This is a genomic window from Altibacter sp. HG106 (assembly GCF_028561755.1).
Taxonomy (GTDB): Bacteria; Bacteroidota; Bacteroidia; order Flavobacteriales; family Flavobacteriaceae; genus DFVG01.
In genome coordinates this window covers 222593-247601 of sequence record NZ_JAQQTD010000005.1, presented here as the reverse complement: position 1 = coordinate 247601, position 25009 = coordinate 222593, and the positions used below count along the sequence as shown (strand labels likewise).

Annotated in this window: 29 protein-coding genes; 23 read left to right on the top strand and 6 right to left on the bottom strand. The window is 43.5% G+C overall.

Translation table 11 applies throughout. The annotated features are described in order from the left end of the window. Positions 1–373 precede the first annotated feature (373 nt). Entirely contained in the window at positions 374–1267 is an 894-nt protein-coding gene (locus tag PO830_RS10255; RefSeq protein WP_272853473.1) for a T9SS type A sorting domain-containing protein, read from the top strand. Positions 1268–1364: 97 nt separating this feature from the next. On the opposite strand, the gene PO830_RS10250 is transcribed toward PO830_RS10255, so the two are convergent. Continuing rightward, positions 1365–2222 (bottom strand): sugar phosphate isomerase/epimerase family protein, encoded by an 858-nt coding sequence (locus tag PO830_RS10250; RefSeq protein ID WP_272853472.1) that lies wholly within the window; start codon positions 2220–2222, stop codon positions 1365–1367. 118 nt (positions 2223–2340) lie between these two features. On the opposite strand from PO830_RS10250, the gene PO830_RS10245 reads away from it, so the two are divergent. From PO830_RS10245 to PO830_RS10205, 9 genes are all read left to right on the top strand, one after another. Continuing rightward, positions 2341–2733, top strand: a complete 393-nt coding sequence (locus PO830_RS10245; protein WP_272853471.1) for a DUF983 domain-containing protein — start codon at positions 2341–2343, stop codon at positions 2731–2733. Further along, positions 2733–3359 carry a Crp/Fnr family transcriptional regulator gene (locus tag PO830_RS10240; protein WP_272853470.1) on the top strand — a complete coding sequence of 209 codons (627 nt, stop codon included), beginning with the start codon at positions 2733–2735 and terminating at the stop codon, positions 3357–3359. Before PO830_RS10245 ends, PO830_RS10240 begins: the two co-directional genes overlap by 1 nt. A 16-nt stretch (positions 3360–3375) precedes the next feature. Next, positions 3376–4173, top strand: coding sequence for a sulfite exporter TauE/SafE family protein (locus PO830_RS10235; RefSeq protein ID WP_272853469.1), 798 nt, complete (start codon positions 3376–3378; stop codon positions 4171–4173). A gap of 124 nt (positions 4174–4297) precedes the next feature. Then, positions 4298–5716, top strand: a complete 1419-nt coding sequence (locus PO830_RS10230) for an MBL fold metallo-hydrolase (protein WP_272853468.1) — start codon at positions 4298–4300, stop codon at positions 5714–5716. A 158-nt stretch (positions 5717–5874) separates the two neighbouring features. Then, positions 5875–7182: an NAD(P)/FAD-dependent oxidoreductase gene (locus tag PO830_RS10225; protein ID WP_272853467.1), complete on the top strand. Its 1308-nt coding sequence runs from the start codon at positions 5875–5877 to the stop codon at positions 7180–7182. A gap of 35 nt (positions 7183–7217) precedes the next feature. Beyond that, positions 7218–7418 carry a YgaP family membrane protein gene (locus PO830_RS10220; RefSeq protein WP_272853466.1) on the top strand — a complete coding sequence of 67 codons (201 nt, stop codon included), beginning with the start codon at positions 7218–7220 and terminating at the stop codon, positions 7416–7418. A 77-nt stretch (positions 7419–7495) separates the two neighbouring features. Then, a complete protein-coding gene (locus tag PO830_RS10215) occupies positions 7496–8227 on the top strand; it encodes an acetolactate decarboxylase (RefSeq protein WP_272853465.1) in 732 nt (243 codons plus the stop codon). Between the two features lie 93 nt (positions 8228–8320). After that, positions 8321–8878, top strand: a complete 558-nt coding sequence (locus tag PO830_RS10210; RefSeq protein ID WP_272853464.1) for a YeeE/YedE family protein — start codon at positions 8321–8323, stop codon at positions 8876–8878. A gap of 1 nt (position 8879) precedes the next feature. Beyond that, positions 8880–9293 (top strand): DUF6691 family protein, encoded by a 414-nt coding sequence (locus PO830_RS10205; RefSeq protein ID WP_272853463.1) that lies wholly within the window; start codon positions 8880–8882, stop codon positions 9291–9293. A gap of 26 nt (positions 9294–9319) precedes the next feature. Here the strand turns inward: PO830_RS10205 and PO830_RS10200 are convergent, their stop codons facing one another. Together PO830_RS10200 and PO830_RS10195 are read right to left on the bottom strand one after the other, a co-directional pair. Then, entirely contained in the window at positions 9320–9847 is a 528-nt protein-coding gene (locus PO830_RS10200) for a DUF421 domain-containing protein (protein WP_272853462.1), read from the bottom strand. An 87-nt stretch (positions 9848–9934) separates the two neighbouring features. Continuing rightward, positions 9935–10561, bottom strand: coding sequence for a carbonic anhydrase family protein (locus PO830_RS10195; protein ID WP_272853461.1), 627 nt, complete (start codon positions 10559–10561; stop codon positions 9935–9937). Positions 10562–10719: 158 nt separating this feature from the next. Here PO830_RS10195 and PO830_RS10190 point away from each other — a divergent pair, with 158 nt between their 5' ends. The 10 genes from PO830_RS10190 (at position 10720) to PO830_RS10145 (ending at position 18841) form a co-directional block, all read left to right on the top strand. Next, the gene (locus PO830_RS10190) at positions 10720–11124 is read left to right on the top strand and encodes an HYC_CC_PP family protein (protein WP_272853460.1); all 405 of its coding nucleotides are present in this window, start codon (positions 10720–10722) and stop codon (positions 11122–11124) included. A gap of 68 nt (positions 11125–11192) precedes the next feature. Then, positions 11193–11975 carry a hypothetical protein gene (locus PO830_RS10185; protein WP_272853459.1) on the top strand — a complete coding sequence of 261 codons (783 nt, stop codon included), beginning with the start codon at positions 11193–11195 and terminating at the stop codon, positions 11973–11975. 16 nt (positions 11976–11991) lie between these two features. Then, entirely contained in the window at positions 11992–12615 is a 624-nt protein-coding gene (locus tag PO830_RS10180) for a heavy-metal-associated domain-containing protein (RefSeq protein ID WP_272853458.1), read from the top strand. Positions 12616–12692: 77 nt separating this feature from the next. Next, positions 12693–13535 carry an NHL repeat-containing protein gene (locus PO830_RS10175; protein ID WP_272853457.1) on the top strand — a complete coding sequence of 281 codons (843 nt, stop codon included), beginning with the start codon at positions 12693–12695 and terminating at the stop codon, positions 13533–13535. Between the two features lie 15 nt (positions 13536–13550). Then, positions 13551–14777, top strand: coding sequence for a permease (locus PO830_RS10170; protein WP_272853456.1), 1227 nt, complete (start codon positions 13551–13553; stop codon positions 14775–14777). A 1-nt stretch (position 14778) separates the two neighbouring features. Then, positions 14779–15498, top strand: coding sequence for a heavy metal translocating P-type ATPase (locus tag PO830_RS10165; protein ID WP_272853455.1), 720 nt, complete (start codon positions 14779–14781; stop codon positions 15496–15498). Between the two features lie 75 nt (positions 15499–15573). Beyond that, on the top strand, positions 15574–16440 hold the full coding sequence (locus PO830_RS10160; RefSeq protein WP_272853454.1) for a helix-turn-helix domain-containing protein: 867 nt from the start codon (positions 15574–15576) through the stop codon (positions 16438–16440). 72 nt (positions 16441–16512) lie between these two features. Further along, positions 16513–17088 carry a sugar O-acetyltransferase gene (locus PO830_RS10155; RefSeq protein WP_272853598.1) on the top strand — a complete coding sequence of 192 codons (576 nt, stop codon included), beginning with the start codon at positions 16513–16515 and terminating at the stop codon, positions 17086–17088. A 174-nt stretch (positions 17089–17262) separates the two neighbouring features. Further along, positions 17263–17670, top strand: a complete 408-nt coding sequence (locus PO830_RS10150) for a cupin domain-containing protein (RefSeq protein WP_272853453.1) — start codon at positions 17263–17265, stop codon at positions 17668–17670. A 127-nt stretch (positions 17671–17797) separates the two neighbouring features. Beyond that, positions 17798–18841 (top strand): NAD(P)-dependent alcohol dehydrogenase, encoded by a 1044-nt coding sequence (locus PO830_RS10145; protein WP_272853452.1) that lies wholly within the window; start codon positions 17798–17800, stop codon positions 18839–18841. Between the two features lie 6 nt (positions 18842–18847). Here the strand turns inward: PO830_RS10145 and PO830_RS10140 are convergent, their stop codons facing one another. Then, the gene (locus PO830_RS10140) at positions 18848–19237 is read right to left on the bottom strand and encodes an acyl-CoA thioesterase (RefSeq protein WP_272853451.1); all 390 of its coding nucleotides are present in this window, start codon (positions 19235–19237) and stop codon (positions 18848–18850) included. Positions 19238–19327: 90 nt separating this feature from the next. On the opposite strand from PO830_RS10140, the gene PO830_RS10135 reads away from it, so the two are divergent. Then, positions 19328–19963, top strand: a complete 636-nt coding sequence (locus PO830_RS10135; protein WP_272853450.1) for an NAD(P)H-dependent oxidoreductase — start codon at positions 19328–19330, stop codon at positions 19961–19963. Here PO830_RS10135 and PO830_RS10130 read toward each other — a convergent pair. Then, positions 19953–20642: an SGNH/GDSL hydrolase family protein gene (locus PO830_RS10130; RefSeq protein WP_272853449.1), complete on the bottom strand. Its 690-nt coding sequence runs from the start codon at positions 20640–20642 to the stop codon at positions 19953–19955. The genes PO830_RS10135 and PO830_RS10130 overlap by 11 nt on opposite strands. A gap of 103 nt (positions 20643–20745) precedes the next feature. Here PO830_RS10130 and PO830_RS10125 point away from each other — a divergent pair, with 103 nt between their 5' ends. Both PO830_RS10125 and PO830_RS10120 read left to right on the top strand, forming a co-directional pair. Continuing rightward, positions 20746–21939, top strand: coding sequence for a DegT/DnrJ/EryC1/StrS family aminotransferase (locus tag PO830_RS10125; RefSeq protein WP_272853448.1), 1194 nt, complete (start codon positions 20746–20748; stop codon positions 21937–21939). A 105-nt stretch (positions 21940–22044) separates the two neighbouring features. Continuing rightward, on the top strand, positions 22045–23853 hold the full coding sequence (locus tag PO830_RS10120) for a thrombospondin type 3 repeat-containing protein (RefSeq protein WP_272853447.1): 1809 nt from the start codon (positions 22045–22047) through the stop codon (positions 23851–23853). Here PO830_RS10120 and ribB read toward each other — a convergent pair. Continuing rightward, the gene (ribB, locus tag PO830_RS10115; RefSeq protein ID WP_272853446.1) at positions 23850–24998 is read right to left on the bottom strand and encodes a 3,4-dihydroxy-2-butanone-4-phosphate synthase; all 1149 of its coding nucleotides are present in this window, start codon (positions 24996–24998) and stop codon (positions 23850–23852) included. The genes PO830_RS10120 and ribB overlap by 4 nt on opposite strands. Positions 24999–25009: the final 11 nt, after the last annotated feature.

Here is a 25009-nt window from a genome sequence, read left to right as displayed (position 1 = left end):
CGAATTTCACACCAAAAACAAGTTATAAAATTATTGATAAATATTGAAAAAACATAGGTTAACAGTATTATTAAGTGATATTAACCTATAAGAAGTTCAGTAACCTCTTCCTCCGCAAACAAGCGCTAGGCTTAAAATTAAAAAACCGCAGAGTTTACTCTAGCGGTTTTTTTACTTTTTAGACATTGGCATTTGCACAATGCCAAAAGAGGGAGATTGGAACAAAATCCCGCTGACTCCGCAAAAGAAACCAATAATCCCTTTTGGGGATTAGCAGTATAGGGAGTAAGCTCATCACTGTTGTCCTATCAGATGAATCGCTTAGAAATGTAAAGTCTCGATAAAATTTATATTTTTACGTATCCTGACCGAAATGAAAAAGTACGTATTCATAATAGTGCTTCTCTTCACTTATAGTCTGCAGTCGCAGGAGTATGTGCCACTTTTGGATCAATTCAATGAATGGCAATTCACCACCTGCAATTCGGGTTGTTTAACCGACATTTATTATACCGATGGAGATACCTTGGTAGATGGCCTATCATATAAAATCCTGGACGGGTATCATTATATTTCAAGGGGCTTTCTGCTTCGCGAAGACATTGCCACGCGCAAGGTTTATCTGAATTTATTTTTACCTACCGCTAACCGCCAATATTTGTTATACGATTTTGGAATGGAAGTAGGAGATTCTATTGATATGAAAAACCCCATCACTCCTTTTGAAGAGAATGCCGGATATTATGTACTAGACTCTATTGTCAATCGACCCTTGGCGGATGGCAATCTATACCGTCATTTTTATCTTTCCCCTACGGCTGCCAATACCAATAGCGATGAACGCCCAGTTTGGGTAGAAGGCGTGGGTTCGCTATCTATTATCACGGCGCCCGGAGGCACTCCCAATATAAATGACGTAGGTCATTTAAGTTGTTTTTTCAAGGAAGGAACTTCGTTTTATACCAATCTGGAAGCGATCCCTTCTTGCGATCCCACCGTGACCTTCGGAATAGAAGAACAATCTAGTGGGTTCGACACTGTAAGGCTTGTTATGGACCGCACTTCAAACACATGTGGTATTTTCGGCCTAGCCGCTATAAGGTCGGTGGAGGTCTATACTCTGGAAGGAAAGCGTAAGCTAACGAGACAACTATCTGGAGAAGAGCAGATTCTAGTGTCATTGGAAACTTATCCGTCAGGTCTCTATATTGTTCGGTTGACAGCCCAAGATGGTTCAAAAATGCAAAAGAAACTTATCGTTCACTAGGGAGAAGAAATCACTCTTATTTTCTATAGCGAAAACAAGCTTTTATGGTTAGCTGTCTTTGAGGATTAAGGGAAGTAGAAAAGCTTTTTTCGAAGCTTTACTGGAACCCATCAAATCCAAACTTTTTCAGTCCCTGTCTACTTATTTTTATCGCTTCCAAAGGCGCTAATTCCCATGTCATGTCCTGCTCCACAATATAGTATTCGAGTCCGGATTGATCGTGCTTCTCCAGAATACGTGCAAAATCGATGGTTCCTTTGCCTACCGGAGCAAACTTCCCTTCGGAATCCATATCTTTCACATGCCACATCTTAAATCGCCCTGGATAGGCTTCAAAATAGGAAAGTGGGTCTTCACCGGCTTTGGTGATCCAATAGAGATCTAATTGGAAATTTACGTATTCGGGATCGGTATTTTCCAGAAAGTAATCCAATGGACGTACCCCGTTAATCTCTTTGAATTCAAAATCGTGATTGTGATACAGCAGCTGCAATCCAGATTCTTTACATTTTTTTCCGATCTCATTCAGAAAGGTGTTGACAAAGGCTACATCATCTTTCATGCCCATGGATTGCGTCGCAGGATCGTAAGTAAAATGTCCCATAGGAGGGATGGGAATCACAAAGTATTGGAGTCCGGCCGCTTTGGCATCGGCAATGAGGGTATCGGCATTATCATAGGTGGTGCTGGCAAAATGACCACTCACGGCATTGAGTCCGAGACCGCTTACATAGTCTTTAAATTCCGAAGGAGTCATTCCGTAGAACATGCCCTCCTTGTATCCGGTAACTTCAATATTTACGTAACCCATGTCGGCGATGGCCTTCAGCGTTTCTTTTGGAGATTTTTCCATTTCATTCCGAACCGTGTACAAGGTCGCGCCGCCAAATTGTTCCTGGCCCAAGTTAACGTGAACTATGGAAAAGAGCATAACGAATGTAAAAAATACTTTCATAATGGAGTGATTTGAAAATTAAAGATAGACTATTCAAAGGAATGGACAACCTCAACTTGGTAACTTTTGTTACGGTAGCCTCTGTTGAGAAGCCCTACTTTTGTACAAAAATTAAGTTATGTCAATACGTCGCACCTATCTCTATAGTGTTCTCTTTCTGAAATGTCCGCGTTGTCGACAAGGCGATCTGCTTGAATCGCATCCGTATCGCATTTCTAAAATGAACAAGGTACATGATGCTTGCCCTTCGTGTCATGTGAAATACGCGATGGAACCCAGCTTTTTTACGGGATCCATGTATGTGTCGTATGCTGTGGGCGTTGCCCTAGCTATCGCCACTTATCTTACCACTTTAGTATTGGGTTGGGAATTAGGTCCTGCTGAAATTTTATGGACCATCGTCGGGGTCTTACTGCTATTGATGCCGTATATTGGGGCTGTTTCTAAGTCGATTTGGGCTCATTTTTTCTTTGCGTACGAACCCAAAGCGAATCAAAAGCAACCCTCGTAATGATACAAGAACTCAAACAATATTTTGCTGCTTCTTTTGAACCTGCGCTAATCGAAGAAATGAATCGAGTGGGGACTTTTATGGAGGTTCCTGAGGGAGCCGACCTTATTAAACCGGGGCAGTACATACGTTCGATCCCATTATTATTGGAAGGAAGTATTAAAATTTTACGACCAGATGCCGAAGGAGAAGAATTGTTGTTATACCATTTAGAGCGTGGAGAAACCTGCGCCATGTCCATGACCTGTTGTTTAAGTGATGTACGCAGTGAAATTCATGCCGTGGCCGAAACTGATGTTCGACTCTTAATGATCCCGGTTTCCAAAATGGAATATTGGTCTAGCAAGTACAAGTCATGGCGTCATTTTGTGATGGATAGTTATCACATTCGCTTGATGGAGCTCTTGGAGAGCATCGATAATATTGCCTTCAATAATATGGATACGCGTTTGATGCATTACCTGGAAGAAAAGGTGAAGATTTTGAATAATACTCACATCGATATAACGCATAAAGAGATTGCAGCCGACCTGCATACGAGTCGGGTGGTGGTGTCACGTTTACTAAAAAAAATGGAAAATGATGGTGTTATACGCTTGCACCGAAGTGCTATCGAGATGCTCTAAACACGTATAGAAACGCATGGAACTAGTTGAAATTCTTGGATATCTTGGGGCCTTGTTCATCGGACTCGTTTTGGGTCTTATAGGTGGGGGCGGTTCTATTCTTACGGTACCCATCCTCGTATATGCCTTGGGGTTAAATCCGGTGTTGGCGACAGCCTATTCACTATTTGTGGTGGGCGCCACTTCGTTGGTGGGTGCGGTAAAAAATATGATGAAGGGAAATGTCGATTTAAAAACTGCTTTTATTTTTGCGCTCCCCGCCTTTATTGCGGTGTATCTCACAAGAGCTTATTTAATTCCGGCAATTCCGGAAGAATTATTTGAAATCAACGGTTGGCTCGTTACCAAAAATCTGGCGATCATGCTATTTTTTGCGGTGATTATGGTGTTGGCTTCTTTTTCGATGATTAGAAACAAGCGGAAAGAAGATCTTCAGGAGCAAGCTCCTACGTATAATTATCCACTTATTGTAATCGAGGGAGTGGTTGTTGGAGTGATTACCGGAATTGTTGGCGCGGGTGGAGGCTTTTTGATCATTCCTGCGCTCGTATTGCTGGCAAAATTGCCCATGAAAAAAGCGGTGGCCACCTCCTTATTGATAATTGCTATTAAATCACTAATCGGTTTTGTGGGAGACCTTCAAAACTTCGCAATTGATTGGTCCTTTTTAGGAATTTTTACCGGATTATCTATTGTGGGCATCTTTGTAGGGATTTGGTTAAATAATTTTATCGACGGAAAAAAACTGAAAAAAGTCTTTGGCTGGTTCGTACTCGTCATGGCTGTTTATATCATTTATAAAGAAATTGGGTAACGGTTGAGTTCCCAATTGAATTTAAAATTGGTAACATGAGTTGCCTACTATCAAAAATATAGGTCTTAATTTTGTACCTAAAACGTAGGAGTACCTCCTTGCGTTTTATTGAAATATGAGGAATATGAAAATCGAACAAATTTATACAGGTTGTCTTGCGCAAGGCGCATACTATATTGAAAGTAACGGTGAGGTTGCCATCATTGATCCCCTTCGTGAAGTGGATCCCTACATCAAAAAGGCAAAGGCAGCCAATGCCAGCATTAAGTACATTTTTGAAACACACTTTCATGCCGACTTTGTTTCGGGGCATGTGACACTTTCCGAAAAAACGGGAGCTCCCATCATTTACGGTCCGAATGCGAACCCAAATTTCGACGCAATCATTGCAAAAGACAAACAAGAATTTCCGCTAGGCGAAGTTACCTTCGTAGTGTTGCATACACCAGGGCATACCATGGAAAGCACAACGTATTTACTTCGTGATAAGGACGGTAAAGACCATGCTTTGTTTACCGGTGACACCTTATTCTTAGGGGACGTCGGGCGGCCGGATCTGGCTCAAAAAGCAGACGATATCACCCAGGAGGAGCTGGCAGGAATCTTATACGATAGTTTACGCAGCAAAATCATGCCGTTGGGGGATGAGGTCATTGTGTATCCGGCCCATGGCGCCGGAAGTGCCTGCGGAAAGAATATGATGAAGGAAACGGTGGATACTTTAGGACACCAAAAAGAGATGAACTACGCCTTGCGCGCAGATATGTCGAAGGAGGAGTTTATCAAAGAAGTGACAGATGGTTTGCTTCCGCCACCTGCGTATTTTCCGATGAATGTAAAAATGAACAAAGAAGGTTATAAGGATGTGGCAGAAGTTATCGAGAAAGGGCAAAGCGCTTTATCTCCAGACGCTTTTGAAGCGGCCGCGAACGAAACCGGAGCAGTGATGCTGGATGTTCGCCATCAGCAAGAATACGCCAAAGGTCATATTCCGGGTTCTATTTTTATAGGCATTGACGGGAGCTTTGCTCCTTGGGTAGGAGATCTTATCAAAGACGTGGAGCAACCCATTTTGCTGATCGCTGAGGAAGACCGAATTGAAGAAACGATCACGCGCCTTTCTCGAGTAGGCTTCGACAATACCTTAGGATATTTGGAAGGAGGATTCGAAGCCTGGAAAAAGGCCTCTAAAGAATACGATACGGTCACTTCAGTAGCCGCATCCGAAGTACTACAGGCGTTGGAAGATTCAGACTATAAAGTGCCAGTTTTTGATGTGCGAAAGCCCGGAGAATTTGAGTCAGAACACGTCGTAGATGCCAAGCACACTTCGCTCTCAACGTTAAACGAGCACCTTGCGGAATATCCCGAAGAGGAAACCTTTTATGTGCATTGTGCGGGGGGATATCGAAGTATGATCGCCGCTTCTATTTTGAAAAGCCGAGGCATTCACAACCTTATTGATGTACAAGGCGGATTTAAAGCCATGAAGGACGCTGGGATCAACACCACCGATTATGTGTGTCCTTCTACCTTACAATAGGAATTCACTCGAAACTGTAACAAAGCGACCCATATGGGTCGCTTTTTTTATGCTCAAGACAAAAAGTATGTGGCTCCATTATTGGATGTGTAACAATAGTTACCAAAGACAAAGAATAATATGAATAAATTTATTAAATCACTGAAATTTTATTCTTTATGGCAACGCATCATCAAATAGTAATCATAGGAGGCGGAACCGCCGGAATCATGACGGCGGCACAATTGTTATCACAGCAGAGAGCAAAGGATGTCGCCATCATAGAACCTGCCGACACACATTATTACCAACCGGCATGGACGCTTGTGGGCGCGGGGACCTACGATTTCTCTAAAACTGCAAAACCCATGGCATCGGTAATGCCCAAAGGAGTGCAGTGGATTCAAGATAAGGCCACGGCATTCGACCCCGATAATAATGCCATACATACGGCCAAGCAGGGTACTATAACCTACGATTACTTGGTGGTTTGTCCCGGCCTGGCATACGATTTTAGTCTTGTTCCCGGCTTAGGAGAGGCGATGGATTCGGGTGTGGTTTGTAGCAACTATACCGACCCTCAACACACCTGGGAGGTAATAAAAAACTTTAAGGGAGGTACGGCGCTCTTTACGCAGCCTGCAACGCCAATTAAATGTGGAGGCGCTCCTCAAAAAATCATGTATTTGGCCGATAGTCATTTTCGTAAAACGGGCGTACGCGATAAATCAGAGGTAATTTTCGCAACCGCAGGTACGGTGATCTTTGGCGTAAAGGAAATAGCCAAAACGCTCATGAAAGTGATCGATAGAAAGGACATTAACATTCGATTTTACCACAAATTGGTGGAAGTGGATGGAGCCAACAACATCGCCTGGTATGAGTTGACCAAAGATGTAACCGCAGGAGGATGTGTGGTGATGGCCGAAGCTGAAAACAACGAAACCATTGACGATAATTTTCAATATAACTACAAAGATATCAAAGTCACCGTTCAGGGAAATCGCTACGGAATTCATTATGATATGCTCCATACGGCTCCTCCTAGTGTGGCACCCGACTTCGTCAGAAACTCTGCCTTGGTGAATGCAGACGGATGGCTTTCTGTAGATAAACATACCCTGCAACATACCCAGTACAAGAATGTTTTTGGTTTGGGCGATGTCGCGGGCTTACCAACAGCCAAGACAGGAGCGGCCATTCGAAAGCAGGTTCCGGTGGTAGTGGATAATCTTCATCTTCTGATGCAGCGCGATCGTCTGGGCACAAAATCGTACAATGGATATTCTTCCTGTCCGTTGGTAACCGATTATGGTAAGATGGTGTTGGCTGAATTTGATTACGATAAAAACTTTATCCCGGATCCCAAGCTAAAACAGTTATTGATCAATGACAGTTCAAAAGAGCACTGGCGTTTGTGGATGTTGAAGAAATACGGACTCCCTTATCTATACTGGAATAAAATGTTGAAAGGGGCCGATGTGTAAGCATGTCTAACAATACAATCCATAAATATATAATCATGAAAAAAAATATGGGCGGTGCAGACCGCATCCTTCGAATTGCGATTGCGATTGTCATTGCCATCTTATTTTGGCAGGGGCTAATTAGCGGTATTCTAGGCTACCTCTTATTGGGTTTGGCGGCAATCTTTTTACTCACGAGCCTCATTAGCATTTGTCCGTTATACACACTCTTCAGAATTCGCACCTGCAGGCGATAGGGCTATGGAAGGTACTATTTCTGTTCTCGCCCCTTAGCAAACTTTTGTATGTTTGCCAAATATCAAAAGTTACCCCTATGAATACAATGACAAGTTATACGCTAGCAGCCGTATTTTTTCTGGTCATTTTAATGGGCTGTAAAGAAAAATCAGAATCGTTTTCACATCAAGCGACATCCACGCCGGTTGTTGTTGGCGCCATGAAAGACGCCATGTGGAAGGGTGAAATTTCGGGGAAAGTACGTATGGATACGCTCGGGTCGAAGGCGCCACTATACGGACTGGGGCCGGTGGCATTTATGCGAGGTGAAATTATGCTGTTGGAAGGAGAAGCATATGTTTCGGAAGTCACTTCAGACACTAGCATGCGTGTTTCCGTAATTCCCGAAGTGACCGCGCCATTTTTTGTTTATGCGGAAGTTTCCGAATGGGAACCCATGGCGATTCCTTCGGAAGTACAAACTATGGCTACGCTTGAAACATTCCTTCAAAATGCTTCCGAAGCGAACTCAGGACCATTTGCTTTTCAAATTAAGGGGACCGTTTCCGAAGCAACCATTCATGTACAAAATCTACCACCGGGTACTGTTGTAACCTCACCCCAAGAGGCGCATCAAGGACAGGTGTCATACTCTCTACAAAACGAAGAGGTTGTCATTATTGGGTTTTTTTCAACAGAACATCAAGGCGTTTTTACGCATCACGATAGTTTTTTGCATATGCACCTCATGAATAATGAGCGTACCAAAATGGGGCATCTCGATGCTGTAAGGTTGGGCAAGGCGACACTGCTTCTTCCGATGCGATAATGGGATAATAATTTTTCTGAAATTCTTTTGAAACTGTAACCATTGTTACGGTATCCTTCCTTACAAAAGTCCATCTTTGCTTCAAAAAATAGTATGGATTGGATATATGCTCCCTGGCCATGGTATGTGGCCGGACCTCTTATAGCGTTGACGATGTTTGCGCTCTTACTTATCGGAAAGCAATTTGGAATGTCTTCTAACCTACGCACCTGCTGTGCTGCCGTAGGGGGCGATAAGATTGCCGATTTTTTCAACTTCAACTGGAAAAAGGACCGATGGAACCTAATGGTTGCTGTAGGGGCCATCGTTGGTGGTTATCTAGCCGCCAATTATATGTCTACAAACACCGTAGCCATAAATCCTTCTATCGCAACAGAACTGTCTCAGAAATATCAAATCTCTGGAGCGGGCACAGCGTATTTACCAAGTGAATTATTTGCCAATGAGCGGTTTTTTGAATGGAAGTCGGTTGTTACCCTGTTGCTCGGCGGTGTGCTCATTGGTTTTGGTGCCCGCTATGCTGGGGGCTGTACCTCCGGACACGCGATTTCGGGCCTAAGTAATTTGCAACTACCATCGTTATTAGCTGTGATCGGTTTTTTTATTGGCGGCATGACCATGGTGTACTTTTTATTCCCTTTGATCTTTTAGTATGAAATATCTGGCATATCTTTTTATCGGCACTTTTTTTGGCATTGTAATGTATAAGTCGGAAGCCGCCTCTTGGTTTCGTATTTATGAAATGTTTCGCTTCGGAAGCTTTCACATGTATGGCATTATTGGTTCGGCCTTGGTCCTTGGTATTATTGGCGTTCAGATCATTAAGAGAAAGAACGTAAAGCCTATTACCGGAGAGCCTATGCAGTTACATGCAAAGAATAAGAGCGTACCGCGGTATCTCTTCGGAGGTATTCTCTTTGGACTCGGATGGGCGCTGGCAGGAGCGTGCCCGGGCCCTATGTTCGTACTGGCCGGTGCAGGTTATCTCACGATATTATGGGTGATATTAGGCGCGTTGATAGGTACCTTCTTATACGGTATTCTCAGAAACCGATTACCCCATTAACCTTCATCAAAGCTGTTCTTTTAAGGCTACGGACTGCGGCGCACTCCCTGTAGCAGAATAGATGCTAGCTCACATTCTTCGTCCTCACTGGTATGCAACACAGAAATATCTCCTGTAGATTCCAGCACCACCGCTTTCACCTGGTCGAGATTCAAGACATTAGCTTCGCGTAATTTGGCGATGAGTTGTGATTTCTCGATCCGCGCGTAACGCAGGTTTTTCTCCAGCATTTGATCGCCCTCCATCAACAGTAAAGGAGCATTCGAAATTGTTTTGTTCAATAACGATGATTTTCGTTGTAGCCATGAGAAAATGAAGGTAAGTACAAGCAACCCTGCGATGGCCACCGCACCATGAACAATAGAGGTGCTGGAGGTTAGGGTGGAAGAGATTATACTCCCAATAGCTACCGTAAAGGCAAAATCATAGGCCGTAAATTTGGCAAAAGAACGAAGTCCGATGATTCGTGTGAGCAGCACAATTACGATAAAAACAAGGCCACACCCTACTAAGGTTTCCCAAAGCGGATCAGAACTGGCGTAAATCCATTTCATAGGTTTTTATTTTGATGGTTAGGAATGATAATGATACAAAAAAGCACTCGCTTGGGAGTGCTTTATTCTGGTCGAAGTGAGCGGAATTTAGTAAAACGTGACCCGCCCGTCTGAAATGTCATACATGGCGCCAACGATTTTAATTTCTCCGTTGTCCTCCATTTCTTTGAGTACCTCACTTTGTTTTCGGATATTATCAACGGTCATCTCCACATTCTTTTTAGCCACGGCATCTACGAACTCAATATTCCCGGAGTTTCGTTTGTTTTCATCAGCAGGTTCACTAACAGCATCTACCGCAGGCTCAATATTCTTAATGAGGTGGGTGAGGTTTCCTAAGCGTGCGTGATCGCAAGCCCCTTTTACCGCCCCACAGCTCGTATGGCCCAACACAACGACTACCTTGGTTCCGGCGAGCTTGCAGGCAAACTCCATACTTCCTAAAATATCTTTATTCACAAAATTTCCGGCAACGCGAACGCTAAAAACGTCTCCTATACCTTGATCGAATAATAGTTCGGCGCTTACACGGCTGTCGATGCAGTGAAGCACGGTTGCAAATGGATATTGTCCACTACTGGTTTGCTTCACCTGGTTGGGAAGGTCTCGAACCGCCATGTCATTGGCGACAAAACGCTGATTTCCGTTTTTAAGTGCAGCAATGGCGGCATCGGGGGTCATTTTCGCTTGGGTCTCTTTCGTCTGGGTAATCATAGTGCTATCGTATGTTTTTTAATTCTTTAGAAAAATAACGATTTCTTCGCAAATAGTAGCGCTTTCAAGCTTTTCAGAAGATAAATTAACGAAAGATTAAGGTTTGGTACGCTACTTTAACTAGCTTAAAATTGCACAAAATTTAGTATATTTGCCCTGTGAAACAAAGTATTTCCATACTGTTATCGCTATTGTTGCTGCTTAGCAGTAGCGGACTTTCATATGCGCAACATTTTTGTGGTGACTATGAAATGTTGGCAAAAGTGACCCTGGGAGAACAACACCTATCCTGCGGAATGGCAATGGAATCTTCAACTTGTGATGGTCCGTCCGACACACATGGTTGCTGCGATAACCACTTCACCAAGGTAGACACAGATGATCATTTTTCGAAGGCCTCTTTTGATATGGCCCTAGATACAACGTTTGTCATCGCCTTTGCTTCAGTGTTTGTCCTAGACATTCCCGTTGTTAATTCAAAAGAAACGACAGCCCTTATTACGTACCGCCCACCGCCTCTAGAGCGTGACATACAGGTTTGGTACGAAGTGTTCTTAATTTGATACTGAGAAACCCTCTAGGGTTTAGATTACACGTTCTAATCGAAGTATCACATTATTATCTTTTTTACATGTCTAAACAATTGTTACTCCTGCTTTTTGCAGGCGTGTTGTTCGCTCAAATCGGGCGAGCACAGGGACCACCCATTACAGCCGATAAACCTATCATGCTGGGCGGGAATACGGTGGTGCTAAAAACCCTCACGGAGATTCGAAATACCGAAGTAGGTACCTTCGTAAATGCTCCTTTGATGGGGCACTATATTATTTCTGCCAATTCTCTGGTTGCGGTTCATCTGCCGTATGTCCATTACAACTTCAACGATGCCTCTGGACGAGGTGCCGGAAGTACATTAGGGGATATTAATATTCTCGGTAAATATCAGTTTTATCGTAAAGACGGTACCGGGAAGACCTTTCGTATGGTGGCAAAGACGCTACAGACGATGCCCACCGGAAAATCGCTAGATATTGAAGAAATGAGTACGGGAGATTATGCCGGCTATTATGCTTGGGTTGGCGGATATGAGTCCTTAAAATTCGGAATTTCTTCGGAAGTAGGATATCGATGGGTTCCCGATGGAACACTCGATAAGTTTCAGGCCAAGTTAGGCTTCGGACTACCACTTTTGAAACCTACCTATCCCGTAAATCAATTGAATTTGTATTTTGAATATTCCAGTGAATGGTTGCACGAACGCGATGCGTATCAATTGCTCTACGCACAGGGAATTCAGTACGCACGAAAAAAATGGACGTGGGAGATGGCCATTCAGCTACCGCTGATTCAAGACGCTCCCGTTTCCGAACAATTAAACTATGCGGTATTCTTAGGAACCCGCTACATTCTATAAACTTAAAATAATTATCATGAAATATATAATCATTAATGTACTAGCCTTCTTGTTTGTGAGCACCGTTTCCTTCGCGCAGGAGGGAAGAGACCAATATGAAATTCAGGTAGACGGACTCGGTTGCCCGTTTTGTGCCTATGGATTAGAGAAAAAGTTCAAAGAATTTGACGGTATCAAAGATGTCGCTATCGAAATTGAAACCGGTGACTTTAGTTTTACCCTGCCTTCCGAAGCAAATCTAAGTATGGAGGCTGTAGAAGCACAGGTCGTTAAAGCTGGTTATACGCCAATAACAACAAAGATTACAAGAGCAGACGGTGCTGTGGAAAGCTCTGAAACAACAACGATGATTGCCGACAATGCGACTTTATCGGATGCCAAGATCCTGGTAGCCGGAAAATGCGAAATGTGTAAAGCACGCATTGAAAAAGCAGCCAAAGGTGTTCCCGGAGTGGCAACCGCCGTATGGAAAGTAGAGGCGAATATGCTTAACGTTTCTTACGATGCAGAGAATGTAACTGCTGAGACCATCGAAAAGGCGGTAGCCGGAGTTGGGCATGATACCAAAAATGTAAAGGCCTTGGCTGCTACCTACGAGAATTTGCCCGCTTGTTGTAAGTACGAACGCTTAGAACAATAAATTTTAAGAATCTATTCAGAGCGTAGTACGGTTCAAGCCTGTAACTTTACTACGCTTTGATATTGAATACATAGATTATGAAAAAAATAATACTTGCAGCGGTTACGATGCTACTGCTTTTTTCGTGTAAAGAGCAACCCAAAAGCTGGCAACTGAGTCAGATGCTCGAAATAGAAGGAGTCAATCCAATCGGCATTACACATCGTTCTGACGGAATTTGGCTAAGTGACGGTGATCACCATCGCATTGTTCGCATTGACGCCAACGGAGACATAACGGAAACCATCGACTCACTCGATCGACCCATGCACATTGCTACCAATGGGGATGAGCTTCTTATTCCACAATACGGTAATGACGAGGTGCTGCGTTGGAAGGAAAATGTAGTCAAAGTTATAGGGATTAGTGATAGTTTGGATGCTCCTGCTGGAATTTGGCGCGAGGGAGAGGAAACGGTGATCGCCGATTTTTATAATCATCGTATACTGTATTCTAAAGACGGTGTCGATTGGAACTCTTTTGGCACGGAAGGGAAAGAAAACGGTCAATTTAATTACCCAACGGATGTACAATTATTGGGCGATGAAATTTGGGTAGCCGATGCCTATAACAACCGAATCCAAGTTTTTGATAAGAGCGGAAATTTTCTTCGGAAAATTGGTGAGGCCGAAAAGATGAATGCTTCCACTGGTATTTATGTTTCCAAAGAACAACTGTTTGTAACCGACTTCGAGAACAATCGCGTGCTGGTGTATGATCATGAAGGCGTATTGCAACAAGAGCTTTCAGAAAATATTGAAAAGCCTACCGATATGATCCTTGTGGATGGCAAGCTGTACATTGCAAACTATAAGAACAATCGGGTAAACATTTACGATTGGAAAGAAGATCTCAATCCGAAGAAATCCAATAAAGAGTAGTCTAAAAGTGAGTCCATGGATGACTTCTTAACACGTTGGGGAGAAGCGGCACACACAAGTCTGAGTTTTTTCTGGATGGCGTTATGGGCATTCGTACTGGGGTATATTATTAGTAGTATGATCCAAGTGTTTGTCACCGAAGAGCGCATGCAAAAAACCATGGGCTCTGGGCATTCAAAAGGCGTGCTGCTCGGAACCTTTTTTGGGTTTATAAGCAGTTCTTGCAGTTTTGCTGCCCTAGCCTCCACCAAATCGTTGTTCAAAAAAGGAGCTTCTTTCGTGGCCTCCATGGCGTTTTTATTGGCTTCCACCAATCTAGTGATAGAACTGGGAGTGATCATCGCCATTTTTTTAGGGTGGCAATTCGTCGTAGGAGAATATGTAGGAGGTATTTTATTGATCGGAATCGTTTGGCTATTGCTGCGTCTTATTCAGCCGATAAAATTGATCAAAAAATCCCGTGAGCGTTTAGAAGAGGAGCAAGACACTTCCGAAGCATCCAAAAAATCCTGGAAAGATAAACTGCGTTCCTCCGAAGGTTGGGCGCATGTCGCGAGGCAATACAAAATGGAGTGGCAGATGGTCTGGAAAGATGTAACCATTGGTTTTACGATCGCCGGCATAGTCGCGGCTTTTGTTCCCGATTCGTTTTTTCAAACCTTGTTTATCAATAGTGGTACAGAAACCACGAATTATTCCTTTCTAGAATTGCTGCAACATGCCGTTATTGGTCCCGTGGCCGCATTTTTAACCTTTATTGGCTCCATGGGAAATATTCCCCTGGCTGCCTTGCTATTTGGTAAAGGCGTGAGCTTTGCGGGCGTGATGGCGTTTATTTTTAGTGATCTGGTGGTGTTTCCGGTGGTTCGTATCAACGCCAAGTATTATGGGTGGCGCATGTCGCTTTTCATCGTATTTTTACTTTTTACGGCTTTGATAGGTGCTTCTTTGCTATTACATTATGGGTTTGATCTCTTCGGAATGTTACCCGAAACGGGACAGGTTTCTATTCAGGAATCTGATTTTTTTGCCATTGATTATACTTTTTTTCTCAATTTAGTTTTTTTGATATGTACCGGACTCTTAATCTACATCGGATTCTTTAAACATCGCTCGTTAAAGCACCAGATGGGAAATATGGCGCCCAAAGGAAAATGGTTAGAGCAGGTGTTGAAATACGGGGCATGGGTATCGTATGTATGGCTCACCGCAGGTATCATTATTTATTACACACTACAATAATATGACACATCAATATCATATATCAGGCATGACCTGTGGCGGTTGCAAGGCTTCTGTTGAAAAAGCATTGCGTTCGGTTTCAGGCGTTTCCAACGTTCGTGTCGATCTCGAGACGGAAACAGCAGAAATCGAAATGGACAAAATGATTTCGCTGTCGCAATTCCGAAAGGCATTACCTGAAAAATATACGATTCAAATGAAAGAGGAACAACCAGCAATGATGGGTGTTTCCGAAGCTTCTAAAAACAAGTGGAAACAATTACGACCATTATTCCTGATTTTTCTGTACATCACGGTAGCATCGGTAGCGCTCCACTGGGAAACGCTGGCCTACGGGGAAATGATGCTAGACTTTATGGGACTTTTCTATATTGTTTTTAGCTTTTTCAAACTGTTGGATTTGAAAGGATTTCCCTCTTCTTTTGCCATGTACGATCCACTGGCGAAACGGCTGCCTGTCTATGGTTGGATCTATCCTTTTCTGGAAACGGCGCTGGGATTGATGTTTTTATTTCGGTTTGAAGTCACCGTGGCACTTATTACGACGCTAATGATCTTAGGAATAACGACGGTTGGGGTGACTCGAGCCTTGTTGGATAAAAAGAAAATTCAATGTGCCTGTCTGGGTACGGCTCTTAAATTGCCCATGACTGAAGCGACCTTCATAGAAAATACCATCATGATCGTGATGGCGCTCGTCATGTTATTCGGCTTCGTCTAAAATCCAAAGGTAAAGAGGACTATTACGATCTCACTATAACGCCTTGGTTTGATTTGAATATCTTAACTTTGCTAAATGCAACGAAGTATTTCTCCTTACAATACCGATTTAAAGCTAACGGGTTTTAATGTCTTTCAAATTGAAGATGATAAAGCGGCGACTCGGGTGTACAGTAGAAAGGACTTTTACAAGATTTGCTTAACCACCGGAAAGAGTAAGATCCATTATTCAGATAGAACCTACGAAGCTTCTGGGACTATTTTGTTCTTCGGAAACCCTAATATTCCCTATTCATGGGAAACACTGTCGAGCGAATATCGAGGATACACGGTGTTGTTTTCGGAAGATTTTTTAATCTCTCCCAAGCGCTCAGAAATGCTTCGGAAATCGTTATTGTTTAAAATGGGCGGAACCCCCATTCTCGAGATTTCAGAAGAACAACGCCAATTCTTAAATAACATTTTTGAAAAGATGATTGATGAGCAACAATCGAAATACGCTCATAAGGATGAACTGATCCGTAATTATATAGAGCTTATCTTACACGAGTCTCTCAAGCTGAAGCCTTCCGAAAACTTTCATCAGGAAAAAAGCGCGGCCGAGCGCTTAACGACGGTGTTCATGGAATTATTAGAACGGCAGTTCCCTGTGGAAAGTCCGGAGCACCCTTTGCAGTTGCGGACGGCAAAGGAGTACGCAGAAAATCTTTCGGTACATGTTAATTATTTGAATCGTTCCGTAAAAAGCATTACAGGGAAGACCACCACAACACTAATTTCAGAGCGTATTGTACAAGAAGCTCGAGCCATTTTACTACATACGCACTGGAATATTTCAGAGATCGCATACGCCTTAGGATTTGACTATCCTACGTATTTCAATAACTTCTTTAAAAAGCACACAGGAGCGAGTCCGACTGCCGTTAGAGAAGAAAAGGTTTGAATATATTAAGGATTCGTTTGAATCCTTCTACCCATGCCGCATCTATTTCCGCAACTTTGCATAGCGTACATTATGATGGAGAACGAAACTATATTTGATCGATTACGAAATGGAGAAACCATAGCTCATGACGATCCAGAACGTGAATCACTACGAGACGCTTCATTTGCCACAATGAAACTGCTTCGCCAGTTGAATGCGGCTTTTGATGCCGGGGAGATACGCCAACTCTTGGCCGCTATTACGGGGGCTGAAATTGATTCAAGCACGGCACTTTTTCCACCGATATACATTAATTACGGGAAGAATACGCGAATCGGGAAAAAGGTATTTATCAATTTTAACTGTACTTTTTTGGATCTTGGAGGAATCACAATTGAAGACGAAGTGCTCATCGCCCCGAATGTTCGTCTGCTTTCCGAAGGACATCCCATAGAACCTGAAAACAGGCATTCCCTAATCCCGAAACCCATCCATATTAAGCGAAATGCTTGGATTGGTGCCGATGCTACCATTTTACAAGGTGTTACCGTTGGAGAAAACTCGATAGTTGCAGCGGGTTCGGTAGTTTCAGATGACGTGCCCGATAATACTGTGGTAGGAGGAATTCCCGCGAAAGTACTTCGGGAGATCCCCTCAACAGCCTAACTAAAATTAGGAAATGCGTCCGTGCCAAAAACCGGATGATGTAAGTTTCTTTCAAATAATAACAATAAAAATATATCTATTATGAAAACAATGAATAGAACGATGCTACTGTGCGTTGGCGCATTCCTGCTGCTCTGCGCTTGTAACGAAACAACCTCACAAAAAGAAGAACCTATGAAAACTGAAAAAAATACCGTGACTGCTATTTTTCCGAAAGGGGAAAAAGGGTCAGCCGACTTGTTTACTGGAAATGCCTATAACTATGGAATGGTGGCACCTGATTCGACCTACACTACAGCCGTAGGAAATGTATATTTTGAACCCGGAGCCAGAAGCAATTGGCATTCACATCCTTCCGGTCAGATTTTGATTATAACCGACGGACAGGGATTCCATCAAATAGAAGGGCAACCTATTGAAACCCTCAAAAAAGGAGACGTGGTAACGTGCCCGCCAAACGTACGCCATTGGCATGGTGCCAGTCCCGAAATAGGGATGCAGCAATTGTACATTGTTCCAAATACCGAAAAGGGCGTAGTGAACTGGGAAGAGGCTGTTACTGAAGAACAATATCAACAATAAGATGGATGCTGATAACGTCTCAAAAAATCGCCGGAGGGAATTCTTAAAGACCACGGCTGTCGCAGGGGTAGGGGTTTCAATCGCCCCCTCACTATCCCTTTTTAATAACAATCACAAAAATTTTACTATGAAAACGATACCGTCCAAAGGCTTTGCGGCTCGAAATACAGAAGAACCGTTGTCTAGTTGGGAGTTTGAAAGAAGACCTCTTGGAGAAAACGATATCTTGATCGATATTAAATTTTCAGGGATTTGTCACTCTGATATTCACCAAATTAAAGGACACTGGGGAGAACAGCAATACCCACAGGTTCCGGGGCATGAAATTGCCGGGATAGTGACCGCAGTTGGAGATAAGGTGACAGCATTTAAGGTAGGAGATAAGGCAGGAGTAGGCTGTATGGTCGATGGTTGTACCAACTGTGAAAACGAAGAGCAATACCAGTCCGATACCTTATTCACCTACGGATATCCAGATAAACGTGAACCCACGGGAATTACACAAGGTGGCTACGCTACGAATATAGTAGTTAGAGATCACTATGCCATTAAGATTCCCGATAGCCTTGACCTACAATATGCAGCTCCCTTGCTATGTGCCGGTATCACTACCTATTCGCCACTGATGAAATTTGAAGCCATGACAGCAGACACTAAGGTGGGCGTGGTTGGTATTGGTGGTTTGGGTCACATGGCGATTCAATTGGCCGTTTCTAAAGGGGCCGAAGTGTATGCATTTACCACGACTCCGGAAAAATCTGAAGACATCAAAAATTTTGGAGCGAAGGAAGTTATTGTGGTAGAGGACATGGAAGCCTTAACGCCCTGGAAGGGTACCATGGATTACATGATTTCAACGGTTCCGTATGCCTATGAAATGTCTGCCTATATTGATTGTGTGAAACCGAACGGTTATTTTACTCAGGTGGGACAGCCGGTGGGCGGTGCCCTTGAGATCAATAACTTCAACATGATTTATAATCGTGTCAACTTCAATGGCTCGCTGATTGGCGGTATCAAAGAGACGCAGGAAATGGTAGATTATTGTGCCGAAAACAAGATTTATCCGCAGATCGAACTCATCGAGGCACGACAAATTAACGACGCCTGGAAAAAGGTAGTTAATAAAGAGGCGCGCTATCGCTATGTGATTGATACAGCAACCCTTTAAGAAAAGCTACTGAACAATGGGAATCGGCTGTTTTTCGTCATTTAATGCAACAAACGTAAAATAGCCGGTTACCGCCTTTTGACGCTCATCGCTGTACATGTTCTCCATATAGATCTCTACCTTCACAACACAACTGGTACGCCCCACTTCATCTACCCTGCCGATGAGTTCGATTATGGTTCCTTGTGGAATGGCGGTGTCGAAATCGATCTTGTCGGTTGAAACGGTCACAACCTTTTGCCGACTGAATCGTGTGGCGCAAATAAAGGAAACTTCATCCATCAATTTGAGCGCAGTGCCTCCAAACAGCGTATCGTAATGATTGGTGGTGTTTGGAAAAACGGCCTTAAAAATGCGTGTTTCACTATTGTCTATACGTTCTTGAAGGGAGTCCATAAATTTTAGTTTTAATAGCATCATGAGAACCCATACTGTCCTTATGAATATGGATACGTATTGGCTATCTTTGCTTCAAAGATACAACGAATGAGTACGGGAGTAATTGAAAAATTAAAATGGCGGTACGCCACCAAGAAATTTGATGCTACTCGGAAACTTTCCGAAGCGCAAATTGGTATTCTCACGGAAGCCTTTAATTTAACTGCCACCTCGTACGGCTTACAGCCCTTGCGGATGCTCGTGATCTCCAATAATAACCTGCAAGAAAAACTGCTTCCCCTTAGCATGCACCAAAAACAGGTACAAGAGGCGTCTCACGTTCTTGTGATCTGCATTGAAGACGCTCTAGATAGCGCATTTATTAAGAACTATTTTTCCAAAGTGGAAAAGGACCGGGGCACGCCTCGACATATCTTAACTCCGTTTGAAGAGTTTTTGGTGAACGATTTCAAAAAGAAATCTGCAGAAGACATTGAACAATGGATGGCCAAGCAAGCCTATCTTGCCTTGGGAAACCTACTAACGGTGTGTGCGTTAGAAGGGATCGATGCCTGCCCTATGGAAGGTTTTGATCCGGAGGGATATGATGAGCTATTGGGGCTGAAAGAAAAGAACTTGAAATCGGTTTTAGTACTACCGGTAGGATATCGTTCGGAGGAGGACCCCTTCGCCGAAATGAAAAAGGTACGTCGAGGCGTTGAAGAAGTAATTATTACTTATTGAGAATGTCTTCCAGCGCTTCTAAAAGCAAGGGTTCCATCACTCGATAGCCCGCTTCATTGGGATGTACCCCATCGTATCCCAACTCTTTTTTTAAACCATTTTGCGCATTCACCATTGCTGAAAAATAATCGACATATAGCATATTTTGAGCTTCAGCATAACTTTTGATCATCGCATTTAAGGCTACGATTTTATCCGCAGGGGCCAATCCCGGCTTCCAAGGATAATCGTAAACAGGTAATACCGAACATAACACCACCTTGATATTATTGGCGCGAGCAATTTCGGCCATGGAGGTGATGTTGCCGAATATCATATCGAGGGTCATGGGACCTGTATTTCCGGCGATATCGTTGGTTCCAGCGAGAATGACGACGACGGCCGGTTGCAGCGCGACTACATCTTGCTTGAATCGAACGAGCATTTGAGGCGTGGTCTGCCCACCAATGCCACGGTTAACAAAAGGGTGGCTTTCAAAGAATTCCGGACGGCTATGAGACCATCCTTCGGTGATCGAATTTCCCATAAGCACTATGCGGTTATTTGGAGCTTCTTGTGTCATTAACAGTTGGTTTTCGGAGGTAAAACGATCGAGCTGTGCCCAGTCTTGCGCATCGCATACAGAGGGAGCGATAGCGAACAAAACACAGCCCAGGATATTCCAGAGGTGAATTCGCATAGTTCAGCATTTTATAGAAGCAAGATACGTTTTTCGAAGGAAATCTTGTAAATATAAAACCGCAACCCGTACCTTTGAAAGACACTAATATCAATTTAAAAATATGCCCGGATTTGAAGTTTTTGGAAAGGAAGAACGCGCTGAAGTCAATGATGTCTTAGAAAGCGGCGTATTGATGCGCTATGGTTTCGAGGGCATGCGAAATGGTCATTGGAAAGCGAAAGAATTTGAGGAAGCCTTCGCTAAAAAGATGAAGGTTTCCCATTGTCAGCTTGTATCCAGTGGGACCTCGGCCTTAACGGTAGCCCTCGCGGCAGCCGGAGTAGGGGCGGGAGACGAAGTGATTATGCCAACCTTCACTTTTGTGGCGAGTTTCGAATCGATCATGGCGATTGGGGCCGTTCCGGTGCTGGTAGATATTGATGATACCTTAACATTAGATCCTGCGGCCGTGGAGAAAGCTATTACGGCCAAGACCAAATGTGTGATGCCCGTTCATATGTGTGGCTCCATGGCAGATCTGAAAGCCTTGAAGCATATTTGTGATGCGCATGATCTGCTTCTTTTAGAGGATGCTTGCCAGGCGATCGGCGGCAGTTTTGACGGGAAACCCTTGGGCAGTTATGGTGATCTGGGATGTTTTAGCTTCGATTTTGTGAAGACGATTACCTGTGGGGAAGGCGGCGCCGTGATTACCAATAATGAAGTGTTCAAAACGCATGCCGATCAATATCAAGATCATGGGCATGATCATATCGGTAAGGATCGCGGTGCCGAGACACATCCTCATTTGGGCTATAATTTTCGGATTTCTGAACTGAATGCAGCCGTTGGGGTAGCGCAACTTCGGAAATTGGATGACATTCTCGCACTTCAGAAGAAACACTATCGTCTTCTCCGAGACGCTTTGGCTTCCATTGAGGGCGTGAATTTCCGAAGGGTACCGGAATCAGGGGAAGAAAACTATTCTTTTTTGAATATCTTCCTTCCTTCCGAAGAAAAAGCTAAAAAAGCCCATAAAGCCCTATCGGAAGCAGGTATCGATGGGTGCTTTTACTGGTACACAAATAACTGGCACTACATCAACGGTTGGGAACATCTAAAAGAAGCCAAAAGCCTCGGGGCACTTTCAGAACCAATCAGGACCAAATTAGCACAGCTATCAACGCGACAATTCCCCAAAAGCGATCACTGGATGGGACGCAATCTGTCATTTCTAGTGAAGGTAGGGTGGAGCCATGAAGAGGTGAAGCGTCGTGCCCATATCATGAAGGAAACCCTCCAAACCCTCTTATAATTAGCAAATCTCTATGAAATCATAGAGGTTTCCTTCTTTCATATTGCATAGCTTTGGACCTCCCAAATTACAATGCGATCTATTTGTGTTTTAAAACCGAAAGTTTTGAGACGATTACTATTTTTATGTGCTATTTTTTTAGCTACCTCTGTTGGAAGTGTTGCCCAAACATGTGTGCCGGGTGATGTGTACCTTTTTAATCAAGCGGCCATTGACAATTTTGTGGCTACCTATAGCGGAACTTGTGATACTGTTGATGGTCTTATCAGAATAACCGGTGGGACCGATTTAAGCGGACTCAATTTTCTAACAACGATAACCGGAAATCTTGATATCAGCGGATATGACGGAGTGTCCCTTAATGGATTGCAAAATATCAGCACACTTGGAGGCGCTCTTTCTTTGAGCAATAACTATCAATTAACGGATATCAGTACGCTTTCTTCCATTACCACAGCGACCAGTTTGGTCATAAATCGTTGTACCGTCCTACCCAATTTAACAGGGTTACAAAATCTTACCACTACAGATGGCATCACTCTTACCTTCAATAATTCTCTGTCAAATATTGATGCATTACAAAACATTTCCTCTCCGCTTACGAGCTTACGAGTATATGCAAATGCATCGCTTACAAGTTTGAACCCCGGATTAAGCGGGTTATCTGGTACTATTGATGATGTGGGTATCTACAGCAATGGGCTTACGAGTCTTACCGGACTTGAAGGTCTTACCGCGGTAACAAATACAATTACTATAGGAGAGCAAAACATACCAAGCTTAAGTGGTTTAGACAATCTTAGCACTGTCAATACTATAGATGTTTACAACGGAACTGTACTTACCGACATCTCGGCACTTCAAAGTTTGACAAATGCTAGTATTGTACGAATTCGGTCTACTGCCATCACAAATCTTGATGGTCTCCAAGGTCTCCCAAGTGTAACCGAACTAAACCTACAGAATAATACCGATCTTACGGATGTGAGTCAGCTTTCCGGATTAACGTCCTGTCAAACCTTGCGGATTTCCAATTCAGTAAATCTTTTGGATGCAAGTAGTTTAACAATCGTGGGTATTGAAAGCTTTCGGATAGACCAAACAGGCCTTACTTCTTTAAATGGATTTGGAATGGCCGCTTCAGGGACGTCTATATTTGTGAGTGATAACCCTTCACTTACAGATATCAGTGCGCTGTCTGACAGTAATAGTATAACAGGCAGTGTTACAATTTCGAACAATGATGCCTTAACCAGTCTCGATGGATTAGAAGCTCTCACTTCTGTGAATGGAGACGTAAACATTCAAGTTAATGATCTATTGACAGATATTGAGGCCTTGCGGAATATTACCTTTTATGGTTCCAATCTTTCGTTGATTAATAACCCAGTATTAGATGAATGTTGTGTGGTGCGCGATATTACAAGTGGTGAAGCCTATTTAGCAGGAAATATCCAAGTATCGGGTAATAATACCAATTGTGATTCGATCGCAACGATTTATTCTTATTGCGCTGTGGCGGAAGCGGATGAAGACGGGGACGGTGTATTTGATGTAGATGATAACTGTCCCGACGTTGACAACCCAGGTCAGGAAGATACCGATAGTGATGGGATTGGCAACGCCTGTGATAATTGCCCCAGTATTGCAAACCCTTCACAAGCGGATGCCGATAACAATGGAGTAGGAGACGATTGTGAGGGAATTGCCGGTGGCGGAGGAGGTGGCACGGGTGGCGTAGGAATCAATACCACCACCCCTCACAGTATGTTAGAAATTGCGGAGGGTGATATCTTCATCAATAATATTCACCGGGGTGTTATCATGAAAACGCCTGGAGGCAAGTGCTATCGATATCAACCCGATGAATCCGGCAAATTGATCGCCAGAGAGGTAGATTGCCCTGATAGTTAGTAGTGTAGGTAATCGATAATCTCGAGTCCGTATCCAATCATACCCACCCGTTTGGTTTGCTGACTGTTGGAAATAAGTCGGATTTTATGAATTCCGAGATCATGTAGGATCTGTGCGCCAATACCAAAATCCTTATTGTCCATTGAAATTCTGGGGGCTTTGACGATTTTTCCTTCTTCTTGCGTGTCTTTCAACTGACTTAATCGTTTGAGCAAATTAAGGGATTGGTTTTGTTGGTTGATAAAAACAATGGCACCTTTGCCTTCCTGATCGATCACCCGAAACATATTATCCAGTTGTTTTTCACTGTCATTTGTCAAAATTCCCAGAATATCACTATTTACAAGCGTCGCGTTAACACGTACCGGAACAGGTTCATCGGCTTTCCAGGTTCCTTTGGTCAAGGCAATATGAATTTGGTCGTTGGTGGTTTGCTGATAGGCACGTAACCGGAAGGAACCGAACTTGGTAGCCATGGTAAAGTCTTGCTTTTTCTCGATCAGGGAATCGTGTTCCATTCGGTACGCCACAAGATCTTCAATGGACACCAATTTGAGATCGAATTTTTTTGCCACTTCCATCAACTGCGGAAGTCGTGCCATGGTGCCATCTTCGTTCATGATCTCAACGATCACTCCGGCGGGTTTGAGTCCGGCTAAACGCGCGAAGTCAATAGCTGCTTCGGTATGACCGGTTCGCCGCAATACACCACCCTCTTTTGCTTTCAACGGAAAAATATGTCCGGGTCTGCTTAGGTCATGGGGTTGTGTTTCTTCGGAAATTAGCGCTGTCACCGTTTTTGCTCTATCGGAAGCCGAGATTCCGGTGGTAACGCCTTGTCCTTTCAGATCTACCGAAATTGTAAATGCCGTTTCCATGGGGTCGGTATTGTTGCCTACCATCATTTCTAAGGCGAGGTCTTCGCAACGTGATTCCGTAAGCGGTGCACAAATAAGACCGCGTCCATGCGTCGCCATAAAATTGATCATTTCAGGAGTAACCATTTCGGCTGCCGCCAAAAAATCTCCTTCATTCTCGCGATCCTGATCGTCTACAACGATGATCACCTTGCCTTGCTTAATATCTGCAATGGCCGCTTCAATCGTATCTAGCTGAACTGTATTTTCGGTATGGGTAGAAAGCATCCGTTTTATTT